Here is an 11141-nt window from a genome sequence, read left to right on the forward strand (position 1 = left end):
GCGGTGATGACGTGCCCGTAATCCAAGCCCCGCACGAGATCAACATGGAGGACCTCTATGTGGATCTCGCCGCGGTGTGCGACCTCCCTGTCTTCCTCAAGTGCGAGAGCTTCAACTTCGCCGGATCGGTGAAGCTGAAGGCCGCCCGGGAGATGGTGCTCGCCGCCGAACGCGACGGGGCGCTGACCCCGGGTTCGGTCATCGTCGAGTCCTCCTCCGGCAACCTCGGTATCGCGCTCAGCATGATCGCGGCCAGCCGCGGCTACGGCTTCCTCTGTGTCACCGACTCGCGCTGCAACCCCGCCAGCCGCCGCCAGATGCAGTCCTTCGGCGCCCAGGTGCTCACCATCAGCCGTCCGGACCGGACCCGGGGACTGCTCGGCGCGCGGATGGACTACGTCCAGCGGCTGGTGGCCTACGACCCCCGCTACGTCTGGCTCAACCAGTACACCAACCCGCACAACCGGTCGGCGCACTACCGCACCACGGCACCCGCCATCGCCGCCCAGTTCCCGGCGCTGGACGTGCTGTTCGTCGGGGCGGGCACCACCGGCACCCTGATGGGCTGTGCCCGCTGGTTCTGGGAGCACCGCCGGTCGGTGACGGTGGTGGCGGTGGACTCGGTCGGCTCGGTGACCTTCGGCGGTCCGCCCGCGCGGCGGCTGATCCCGGGGCTCGGCGCCGGGGTGCGGCCGCCGCTGCTGGACACCGGACTGGTCGACGACGTGGTGCTGGTGGAGGAGCGGGAGACCATCGAGACCTGCCGGACGATGGCCCGCCGCGGTTTCCTCTTCGGTGGTTCCACCGGGACGGTGGTGAGCGGTGCGCGGCGCTGGCTGGCGGCGCGGCCGGGCGGGGAGCGGCTCACCGCGGTGGCCATCGCGCCCGACCAGGGCGACCGCTATCTCGACTCGGTCTACGACCCGGAGTGGGTGGCCGAGCACTACGCCCCCCTGGAGGGTGACGGCGAGCCGCCGGTGCCGCCGGTGCCGCCGGTCCCGGCCGGGCGGCTGGTCGCGGGCGTCGGCTGAGCGCCCCGCCCCCCGGCCCCGGAGGTCACCGTGATGCCAGGAGTTGTCCCAGCAGGAGTCGTTGGAGGAGGCAAGCCATGGACGAGCCCGTGGTCCACCGGCCCGTCGTACTGATCGCCGAGGAACTGTCGCCGGCCACCGTGGAGGCGCTCGGGCCGGGCGTGGAGGTGCGCCACTGCGCCGGGGCCGGCCGCGCGGCGCTGCTCGCCGCGCTCCCCGGAGCCGATGCGGTGCTGATCCGCAGCGCGACCCGGATGGACGCCGAGGCCCTGGCCGCCGCGGACCGGCTGCGGGTGATCGGCCGGGCCGGGGTGGGTCTTGACAACGTCGACGTGCCCGCGGCGTCCGCGGCCGGGGTGATGGTGGTCAACGCCCCCACCTCCAACGTGGTGAGCGCGGCGGAGCTGGCGGTGGGGCTGCTGGTGGCGGTGGCCCGCAACATCCCGCAGGCCGACGCGGCGCTCAAGGCGGGACAGTGGCAGCGCTCCCGGTTCTCCGGGGTGGAACTGGCGGGCAAGACGCTCGGACTGCTGGGGCTGGGCCGGATCGGCACCCTGGTGGCCCGGCGGATGCGGGCGTTCGAGATGGACGTCATCGCCCACGACCCGTACGTCCAGCCCGCCCACGCGGCCCAGGAGGGCGTGACGCTGGTGCCGCTGGAGGAACTGCTGGAGCGGTCCGAGCTGATCTCGGTGCATCTGCCCCGCACCCCGGAGACCACCGGACTGCTGGGGTTCGAGGCGCTGCACCGGGTCAGACCCGGGGTGCGGATCGTCAACGCGGCCCGTGGCGGCATCGTGGACGAGGCGGAGTTGTACGCGGCGCTCAAGGAGGGCCGGGTGGCCGCGGCGGGCATCGATGTGTTCGCCGTCGAACCGTGCCCGCAGTCGCCGCTGTTCGAACTGGACTCGGTGGTGGTCACCCCGCATCTGGGGGCGGGCACCGCCGAGGCCCAGGAGCGGGCGGGGGTGTCGGTGGCCGGCTCGGTGCGGCGGGCGCTGGCCGGGGCGCTGCTGCCGGAGGCGGTCAATGTGCGGGCCGGGGCGGTCGCCCCGGATCTCGCGCCGTGGCTGGTGCTCACCGAGCGGCTGGCGGGACTGCTGGTCGCGGCCACCGGACGGCTGCCGGGGCGGCTGGAGGCGGTGGCCCGCGGGGAGATCGCCGGCCATGACGTACGGGTGCTGGAACTGGGTGCGCTCAAGGGTGCGTTGACCGGTCCGGTGGAGGGCGGTGTGTCGTATGTGAACGCCCCGGCGCTGGCCGCCGGACGGGGGCTGGAGGCGTTCGCCACCACCGGGCCGGACGCGCTGGGCCACCGCTCGGCGGTCACGCTGCGGGCGGTCTTCGCCGACGGCTCCGAGGCGTCGGTGACCGGCACGCTCACCGAACCCGGCGGCCGGGCCCTGCTGGTGGAGATCTTCGGACTGCCGATCGACTTCCCGCTGGGCGGGGAGGCGGTGTTCTTCCGCTGTCCGGACCGGACCGGTGTGCTGGGCGCGCTCGGCGCGGCGCTGGGCGCGGCCGGGGTGAACATCGCCGCGATGCGGCTGGCCAGGACGGCACCGGGCGGGGACGCGGTGGTGGCGCTGAGCGTGGACGCCCCGGTTGGGCCCGAACCGCTGGCCGAAGCCGCCGGTGACGTGCGGGCGACGCGCTGGTGGACGCTGGGCGACGGCGGATAGGAAATCCGGAGGACGCTTGTATAGATTCCTCTATTCCGCATCAGCCGGAACACCGGAGCAATTGTGCGATGGCCGGACTTTACCGTGGGCTTGACCCCGCGAATGCTCCGGAGGTGGCAGCAACAGGACAGAGAGAGGCGTGATGGTAGCCGAAGGTCGCGAGAACAGTGCGTAGCGTGATCGGTGTGGGGCGAAATGGTGTCGAGTTTCCGGTTGAGTGGCGCAGGTTGCTGACACGGCGGGCGCGCCTCCGCCCGGATGAACGTGAAGTGACCCATAAGAAGCGGACTTTGCCGACTCTTGACCGTTTCCGGTGCGTTGACTGCCGTACACCGCTCAAACTAATCTCGGCCCCGAGCCGCTTGGTGAAGTGTTCCGTGCTTCGCAGCTTTTCCCGTTCACGGAGTTCCGCTCGGATGTTCAGGCGATTCCCGTTGGGTCGGACCCTGGTCACCAGCAATACATTCAAGGGTCAACCGCTGGGTCACTCCTGGTCGATCGACATGCCGTGGGCAGCGCTGTTCGTCGAAACGTCTCGGGGGTAGGCATGACAGGTCCATCGAAGGCATCCGATTCCTCGAGAACGGCCGACAGCGTGGAAGAAGCGCTGCTCCAGGCCCGCGAGTTGATCGAGTCGACGGTGAATCTGCATCGGCGCACCGCCGCCCGGAACTCCATCGTCACCCTCGAACGCGATGAAGCGGTCGTCGCCAATGCCGTCGAGGTGCTCATCAGCCAGGCCCGGCACGGTGTCAGTGCGGCCCTGCCGGAGGGCGGTGACCGTGCCAAGGCGGTCGGCGCCGCCGTCGGGCGGCTCACCGCGGGCGGCCGCAAGCGCATTCCCGCCCGGCTGCTGTGCACCCCCGAATCGCTGGGGGAGTCCGCCGTGCGGACCGTCGCCGAACGCGGCGGCGCCCATGTACAGCTCCGGGTCACCGAGGCCGTGGCCGAAACCCTGATCGTGGACGGCCGGGTGGCCATGGTGCGGTCCCGGCTGGAGCGCGGCGGTGAGGAAGTGGTCTCGGTCATCGAGGACCCGGCCCTGGTCCGCGCGCTGGACCTGCTGTTCGCCGGTGCCTGGGGCGGCGCCGTCCAGCCCGCCGAGCACGAGTGGATCAGCGAGCGGCTGCGGACCGAGTCCGCCCGCCGCATCCTGGAGCGGCTCTGCCAGGGCTACACCGACGATGTGGCGGCCCGCGAGGTCGAGGTGTCCCTGCGCACCTACCGCCGCCATGTCGCCGAGATCATGCGCGGTCTCGGCGCCAGTTCCCGGTTCCAGGCGGGGGTGCGGGCGGTCGAACTGGGGCTGCTGTCGTCGAACGACTGAGGCGCCGCACCGGCGCGGGGGGACACAGAGCTGAAGAGGGGTTCGGCGGCGCCGTCCGCTGAACGACGACTCACACGGGGGTGAGTGGTGTGTCATCGGTGATGCCCGAACGGGCGCACGGCACCAGTCGGCCGGAACTCGGCCTGGAATCGGTCGATGTCGGCGATGAATTCGAGCAGGAACTCCTGGAAGTCAGCGCCCTGCTGGCCTCCACCGTCGTACGCCGCCGCGACCGGATGCACCAGGGCGCCACGGTCGATGTCATCGAGGGCCAGGACACCGCGGTGGACACCGCGGCACAACTGGTCTCCGACGCCACTACGCGCGTTGATGTGGTGCTCGCCGCCGAACCCGGCTATGCCCGCGCCGTCCACCAGGCGCTCACCGTACTCCTGGCCGCCGACGGCCACGAGGAGCTGACCGTGCGGCTGCTGTGCACCCCGGCCACCCTCGACTGGCGGTTCGTCAGCGGCCATGTCGGCGAGCCCCGGGTGGAGACCCGGGTCGCCCGGATCCCCGCCCTGGCCGCCGTGATCGCCGACCATGAACGCGCCCTGGTCTGCGCTGATTCCGCGGTCGGCCGCCGGGCCTCGGTCATCCGCTCCGGCGGGGTGATCCGGCCGCTGCTGGCCCTCTTCGACGGGGTGTGGCGCAACGCCGTGGTGGTCTCGGACCGTATCGACTTCGGCGACAAGGGCCGTACCGAGATCGCCCAGCAGATCCTGGAACGGCTGCGCGCCGGGGTCACCGATGACGTCGCCGCCCGGGAACTGGCCATGTCGGTCCGTACCTACCGAAGATATGTGGCCGAAATTATGGCGCTGTTAGGTGCCACCTCGAGATTTCAAGCCGGAGTGCGCGCCGCCGAACTGGGACTGCTGCTCTCGCAATCCCCCGGCGGCCGAAGATGAACCCCTTTCCTGGTTTTCCGCAACCCACTGGCAGGTTCATGAAGCCGCGTTGCCGGACGCCGACTCACGCCGCTAGAAAAGACCAGGGGAATCCGGGCGGTCCGATCCGTACGGTGAATCCCGTCAATTCCCGCGCGGGGAGGCGAGCAGACGATGGCCATCGGTGTCGACAGCAGGTGGTTCCGCAGGTACGCCCCGGCCGGGGCGGTCCGCAGGAGGCTGGTCTGTCTGCCCCACGCGGGCGGCTCGGCGGGCTTCTTCCACAACTGGGGACGGGCGGCCGCCGACGGGACGCTCCCCGCCGGTGTGGAGGTCCTCACCACCCGCTACCCCGGCCGCCAGGAGCGGCTGGAGGAACCGGCCATCGACAGCGTCGAGCGGCTCGCCGACGAAGTGACCGCCGCACTGCTGCCGTTCACCGACACCCCGCTGACCCTGTTCGGCCACAGCATGGGCTCCTCGGTCGGCTACGAGGTGGCGCTGCGGCTGGAGAGCGGACACGGTATCCGCCTCGACGCGCTCGTCGTCTCCGCCCGCAAGGCACCCCACCAGGTCACCCCCAAGGACACCTACCTCCGCGGCGATGACGCGCTGCTGGAGGAGATCCGCGGCATCGGCGGCACGGACACCGCGCTGCTGGACCATCCGGACTTGCGCGCCCTGGTGCTGCCCGCGCTCCGGGCCGACTTCAAGGCCGTGGGCACCTACGGACCGCGTCCCCCGGTCCCGGTCGGCTGCCCCGTCACCGGCCTCGTCGGCGACCGCGACCCCCGCGTCACCGTGGCCGATCTGCGGGCCTGGGCCGCGGTGGCCCCCGCCGGGTTCGACCTCACGGTGCTGCCCGGAGACCACTTCTACCTCGTCCAGCAGCGGGAGGCGGTCCTCCGCGCGCTGGCCGCCCACCTCGGCTGAGGACGACTGCCATGGCCACCTTGACGATGACGACCACAGTGGACCCGGCAGCGCGGCGGGCGGCCGGTGCCGCCCGGCCCGGCCCGCCCCGGCTGGAGAGCGGCGTCGGCGTACTGGACAAGGCGTCGCTGCTGCTGGGCGTGTTGGAGAGCGGTCCGGCCACCCTGGCCACCCTGGTCTCCGCCACCGGTCTCAAGCGGCCCACCGTGCACCGGCTGGCCCTCGCCCTGGAACGGCTGCGGCTGGTCGCCCGGGACCGCGACGGGCGGTTCGCACTCGGCCCGCGCCTGGGCGACATGGTCGTCGAGGCGCGCCACGACCGGCTGCTGCTCACCGCCGAACCCGTGCTCACCGCACTGCGCGAGCGCACCGGCGCCAGCGCCCGGCTCTACCGCCGCCGCGGTGAACTGCGGGTGTGCGTGGCCGCTTCCGAAGCGCTCGGGACCGGGGCCGACACCGTGCCGGTCGGCAGCGCCTTCCCGCTGAAGTCGGGTGCGGTCGCCCAGGTGCTGCTGGCCTGGGAGGAGCCCGAGCTGCTGTACGAGGGGCTGCGCGGCGCCCGGTTCAGCGCCGGCATGCTCTCCGGGGTCCGCCGCCGCGGCTGGGCCCAGAGCTTCGGCGGCTGGGAACCCGCCATGGCCACCGTCGCCGCGCCCGTCCGCGGGCCCGGCGGCCGGGTGATCGCCGCGCTGTCGCTCTCCGGACCGGTCAGCAGACTGACCCGGCACCCCGGGCAGGAGTACGGATCCGACACGATCGGCGCGGCCGTCAGACTCAGCGAACTGTCAGGATGCTGACAGGCTCAAGCCTGGAGGAGTGCAGCTTTGCGGCTGGAATGTGATGGTCAGGAGCGCCCGCCGCACGTGGAGTTCCGGATCCTCGGCCCGGTGCAGGTCCGGGTGGACGGTTCGGCGGTACCGGTCGAGGGGGCCAAACAGCGCACCGTCCTCGCCGCCCTGCTGCTCTCCGGCGGCCGGGTGCTCTCCGACGACCGGCTCAGCGAACTGCTGTGGGGCCCCACCCCGCCACCGACCCGTACCGCGCAGCTCTACACCTATGTCTCCCGGCTGCGGAAGCGCTGCGGCCCCTGGCTGCGCACCGACCGCCGCGGCAGCGGCTACGCGATGGACGTCGGCGACGCCCGCTACGACTGGGACGAGTTCCGGCGGCTGGCCGAACAGGGCCGTACCGCGCTGACCGGAGGCCACTACGCCACCGCCGCCGACCGACTGACCGCCGCGCTCGCGCTGTGGCGCGGCCCCGCCCTCTCCGATGTCACCGGCCGGCTCAGCGAGGCCGAACTGCCGCGTCTGGAGGAGGCCCGGCTCGCCGCCGTACAGGACCGGATCGAGGCCGAACTCGCCCTGGGACGCCACGCCCAGTCCGTTCCCGAGCTGACCCGGCTGGTCGCCGAGCACCCCCTCCGGGAGACCCTGCGCTGCCAGCTGATGACCGCGCTGTACCGCTGCGACCGGCAGGCCGACGCACTGGCCGTGTATGAGCGGGGGCGCCGGGCGCTCCGCGACGAACTGGGCGTGGACCCCGGGTCCGCCCTGCGCCGTCTGCACCGGGAGCTGCTCATCGGTGAGGTGACCGGACCGGCCGCCACGCCGAAGGCCGTCACCCTCGGCGCCGGACCCGGGGTCGGACCGGGCGCCGGGACGGAACCGGGTCCGGCGGTGCCGGGGGCCGGAAGGGGAGCCGCCCTCGCATCCGCCGTCGCGCCGCCCCCGGCGGACATCTGGGCCGGACTGGTCCCCGCCATGCTGCCGCCGGACATCGCCGACTTCTCCGGCCGCGCCCAGCCGCTCGCCGAACTCGGCACCGCCCTGGCCGATCCGCACGGCACCGGCGGCATCGTGCTCACCGGAGCCCCCGGCACCGGCACCTCCGCACTGGCGGTGCACGCCGCCCACCGCTGTCGCCGGGCCTTTCCGCACGGCCAGCTCTACGCCGATCTGCGCGCCGAGGACGGCAGCCCCAAGGACCCCTCGGATGTGCTCGGCTGGTTCCTGCGCGCCCTGGGCGCCGGTCCCCACGACCTGCCCGCCGCGCTGGACGAGCGGGCCCAGCTCTACCGCAGCCGGCTCGCGGGCCGCCGCGCCCTGGTCGTCCTGGACAACGCGGTGGAGGACCGCCAGGTCCGCCCGCTGCTCGCGGTCGGCGACGGCTGTCGCACTCTGGTCACCAGCCACTCCCCGCTCACCTCGGTGGAGGGCGTACGGCTGGTCAGGCTCGGCCCGCTGGACGCGGTGGAGGCGTGCGGGCTGCTGGCCGCGGTCGCCGGATCCGAACGGGTCGCGGCGGAGCCCGAGGCGGCCGGACGGATCGTGGAGCGCTGCGACGGACTGCCGCTGGCACTGCGGATCTGCGCGGCCCGGCTGGCCGCCCAGCCACAGTGGCGGCTGGCCCATCTGGCCAACCGGCTGGGCCCGGTGGAACGGCTGCTGGGCGAACTCTCCCTCGGCAGCCTCGATGTGCGGGCCGCGCTGCGCCGCAGCCACGCCCGGCTGGCCGCCGACGCGCGGCACGCCTTCCGGGCGCTGGCCCACCGGTTCGCGGCGGCCTTCACCGCCCGGGACGCGGCGGCGGAGCTGCGCTGGTCCGAGGCCAGCGCGGAGAGCGCGCTCGACTCGCTCACCACCGCACGGCTGCTGGAGCTCTCGGCCGAGGGGGACCGGCTGGAGTACCGGTTCCGTTTCCTGGTCCGGCAGTTCGCCCGGGAGCAGGACGCCGCCGAGCCGGAGCTGACCGGCTTCCCCGGTCCCGCGCTGGTGGCCTGAAACCGGTCGGCGGCCACCGCGCGGTGGCCGCCGACGCCGTCCTCACGGTGCGGCGCGGTGGTTCAGCCGCAGCCGCCCGCATGGCCCCCGTCGAGGCCGGCGGCCATCACGGAGGTCTCGGCGCGCAGCGCGTCGAGGGTGTCGTTGTGTACGGCGTTGATGAAGAGCGCCACCAGACTGGCCCAGCGGGCGCTGGCGTCGCTCATCAGCGACTGGCCCGCGAGCGACCCGGTGTACTCCGCCCGGTGCGCCGCCAGGGCGAGTTCACTGATCACCTCGGCGAATACCGCCGGGTCGGCCAGATCACGACCGTCCAGACTCACCATATGGCTGAGTCCGCCCTGCTCCAGCCAGGCCGTGTAGTCGCGTTCCATTCTGGCGAGGATCTCCGTCGTGTCGTTTCCCATGTTTCCTCCCCGGTTTTCCCTGCGGGCGCCGACAGCGGTGCCGTGGAACCAGCATGGAATACGCGCCCATCACCGCCCTATTCTCCGGTCCGCACCGGCTATAGACGTTTGATAGATCCCTCCGTGGCGGGCACCGGCGCCGGCCGGAGCGGGGCGGAACAGGAGCGGGACGAGGCGTGACATGCGGCGGGCACGGGGCCCATGGTGCTGCCGGGGACCGGCGGAGGGCGTCCGAGATCGAATTCTTTGACTTGAGATCGCGAGCGCTTTCCCCGCGCTGCTAGTTTCTGAGCCGCCGCCTGGACCCCCGCCAGGCGGCAACTCGGCACGGATATCCGGGCGCCGGGGAATGGCCTTTCCCCGCACGCCGGTTCAGGGGATGAGGACGACCTTTCCCATCGTGGCGCGGGTCTCCAGCGCCCGGTGCGCGGCGGCGGCCTCGGCGAGCGGGAATCGCTGCACCGCCGGGACCATCCGCCCGGCGGCTGCCTCCGCGAGCGACCGCTCCTCCAGGGTGCGCAGCGGGTCCGGGCCACCGGCCCGCTCCAGCATCGGCGGGCCCAGCACCGGGGTGGAGGTGATCCCGCGCTCGGCGAGCTCCCGCTCGTCCGGCTCCAGTGGGCCGCCGCCGGTCAGTCCCGTCGAGGACCAGCCGAAGACCAGATGGCGTCCGCCCCGGCCCAGGAGGCCGATCGCGGCCCGCGCCGCGTCCCCGCCCACCCCGTCGAAGAGTACGGTGGCCGCGCGCCCGGCCAGGGCCGTCCGCACCCGCCCGGGCCACGCCGGATCGTCGTAGTCCTCGGCGATCGCGGCACCCAGCTCCCGCACGCGCGCCACCTTGGCCGCCCCGCCCGCGAGTCCGACGACGGTGGCGCCCGCGTTCCTCGCGTACTGGACGAGCAGCTGGCCGATCCCGCCCGCCGCCGAGGTCACGATCACCACGTCGTCCGGGGCCGGCTCCGCGAACTGCAGGATGCCCATGGTGGTGCGGCCGGTACCGATCATGGCGACGGCCGCTGCCTCGTCCAGCCCGTCCGGCAGTTCGTGCAGCCTCCCGGCAGCGGCCACGGCCCGTTCGGCGTAGCCGCCGGGGACCATGCCCAGATGGGCGACGACCCGCTTGCCCAGCCAGGCCGGGTCGGTGCCCTCGCCGAGCGCGTCCACCGTGCCCGCGACCTCCCGGCCCGGGACGGTGGGCAGTTCGGGGGCGGTGTGGACGGCGCTGGTCATCCCGGCGCGCAGCGCGGTGTCCAGGAGGTGCACCCCGGCCGCGGCGACCGCGATCCGCACCTGGCCGGGACCGGGCTCGGGGTCCTCGGTCTCCTCCAGGACCAGGTTCTCGGCGGGGCCGAAGGCGTGCAGTCGTACGGCGTGCATGGCGCTCTCCCAAGGGCCGGTGGCGCACCGGATGATCGGTGCCCCTGCCCGATGAGCCTCCGACGTCAACAAAGGTTGAAGTCAAGCTCCTCCGGGAGGCGGATCAGACCCGGGGGAAGCGGGACTGGAGGTCCCACACCACGGGGTTGTCGCCCAGGCCCTCGTGCATGTCCACGAGATCGGCGATCAGATCGTGCAGGAAGTCGCGGGCCTCCCGGCGCAGCGCCGTGTGGTTGAAGGACAGCGGCGGTTCCCCGGCCGGGACCCAGTCGGCGGTGATGTCCACCCAGCCGAACCGCCGCTCGAAGAGCAGCCGGTCGGTGGACTCGGTGAAGTCCAGCTCCGCGTGGACGGGGGTGGCCGAACGGCTGCCCCGCGGATCCCGGTCGAGCCGCTCCACGATGTCGCACAGTGCCCAGGCGAAGTCGAGCACCGGAACCCAGCCCCAGGCGGTGGACACCTCACGGTCCTCGCGGGTGTCGGCGAGATAGACGTCACCGCAGAAGAGATCGTGGCGCAGCGCACGCTGGTCCGCGCTCCGGTAGTCCGTCTGCGGTGGGTCCGGGAAGCGGCGGGAGAGGGAGTAGCCCAGGTCGATCACGCCGTCGATGGTGTCATGGGCCGGGAGATCCCCGGCCGCGGGGGGGGGGGGGGGGGGGGGGGGGGATGACCCACGCGGTAGGAGGGAGACGCGGGCATTCGGCTCGACAA

The 11141-nt window shown here is 73.0% G+C and carries 10 protein-coding genes; 7 read left to right on the top strand and 3 right to left on the bottom strand.

The window, feature by feature from the left end:
* The first annotated feature begins 11 nt into the window (after positions 1 to 11).
* The 7 genes from sbnA (at position 12) to AC07FT_RS24300 (ending at position 8646) form a co-directional block, all read left to right on the top strand.
* Positions 12 to 1031: a 2,3-diaminopropionate biosynthesis protein SbnA gene (gene sbnA, locus AC07FT_RS24270; protein ID WP_479178082.1), complete on the top strand. Its 1020-nt coding sequence runs from the start codon at positions 12 to 14 to the stop codon at positions 1029 to 1031.
* A gap of 77 nt (positions 1032 to 1108) precedes the next feature.
* Complete coding sequence (gene serA / locus AC07FT_RS24275) at positions 1109 to 2713, top strand: phosphoglycerate dehydrogenase (protein WP_479178083.1); 1605 nt, start codon at positions 1109 to 1111, stop codon at positions 2711 to 2713.
* Between the two features lie 595 nt (positions 2714 to 3308).
* Positions 3309 to 4040, top strand: coding sequence for a helix-turn-helix transcriptional regulator (locus AC07FT_RS24280; protein WP_254739555.1), 732 nt, complete (start codon positions 3309 to 3311; stop codon positions 4038 to 4040).
* 89 nt (positions 4041 to 4129) lie between these two features.
* Positions 4130 to 4951, top strand: a complete 822-nt coding sequence (locus tag AC07FT_RS24285) for a helix-turn-helix transcriptional regulator (protein ID WP_432037686.1) — start codon at positions 4130 to 4132, stop codon at positions 4949 to 4951.
* Between the two features lie 153 nt (positions 4952 to 5104).
* Positions 5105 to 5863: a thioesterase II family protein gene (locus AC07FT_RS24290; RefSeq protein ID WP_479178084.1), complete on the top strand. Its 759-nt coding sequence runs from the start codon at positions 5105 to 5107 to the stop codon at positions 5861 to 5863.
* A gap of 11 nt (positions 5864 to 5874) precedes the next feature.
* Entirely contained in the window at positions 5875 to 6660 is a 786-nt protein-coding gene (locus AC07FT_RS24295) for an IclR family transcriptional regulator (RefSeq protein ID WP_471203610.1), read from the top strand.
* Positions 6661 to 6726: 66 nt separating this feature from the next.
* Positions 6727 to 8646, top strand: a complete 1920-nt coding sequence (locus tag AC07FT_RS24300) for an AfsR/SARP family transcriptional regulator (protein WP_479178085.1) — start codon at positions 6727 to 6729, stop codon at positions 8644 to 8646.
* A gap of 62 nt (positions 8647 to 8708) precedes the next feature.
* Here AC07FT_RS24300 and AC07FT_RS24305 read toward each other — a convergent pair whose 3' ends face one another.
* The 3 genes from AC07FT_RS24305 to AC07FT_RS24315 form a co-directional block, all read right to left on the bottom strand.
* Positions 8709 to 9053 (bottom strand): hypothetical protein, encoded by a 345-nt coding sequence (locus AC07FT_RS24305; protein WP_471203606.1) that lies wholly within the window; start codon positions 9051 to 9053, stop codon positions 8709 to 8711.
* A 372-nt stretch (positions 9054 to 9425) separates the two neighbouring features.
* Positions 9426 to 10430, bottom strand: a complete 1005-nt coding sequence (locus AC07FT_RS24310; RefSeq protein WP_479178086.1) for a zinc-binding dehydrogenase — start codon at positions 10428 to 10430, stop codon at positions 9426 to 9428.
* Positions 10431 to 10533: 103 nt separating this feature from the next.
* Complete coding sequence (locus AC07FT_RS24315; RefSeq protein WP_479178087.1) at positions 10534 to 11031, bottom strand: hypothetical protein; 498 nt, start codon at positions 11029 to 11031, stop codon at positions 10534 to 10536.
* Positions 11032 to 11141: the final 110 nt, after the last annotated feature.

This window comes from Streptomyces sp. NPDC045899 (assembly GCF_056431485.1).

Coding starts and splice junctions, on each gene's coding strand:
- AC07FT_RS24310 (WP_479178086.1), bottom strand. CDS start 10,430: ATGCACGCCGTACGACTGCACGCCTTCGGCCCCGCCGAGAACCTGGTC.
- serA (WP_479178083.1), top strand. CDS start 1,109: ATGGACGAGCCCGTGGTCCACCGGCCCGTCGTACTGATCGCCGAGGAA.
- AC07FT_RS24305 (WP_471203606.1), bottom strand. CDS start 9,053: ATGGGAAACGACACGACGGAGATCCTCGCCAGAATGGAACGCGACTAC.
- AC07FT_RS24290 (WP_479178084.1), top strand. CDS start 5,105: ATGGCCATCGGTGTCGACAGCAGGTGGTTCCGCAGGTACGCCCCGGCC.
- AC07FT_RS24295 (WP_471203610.1), top strand. CDS start 5,875: ATGGCCACCTTGACGATGACGACCACAGTGGACCCGGCAGCGCGGCGG.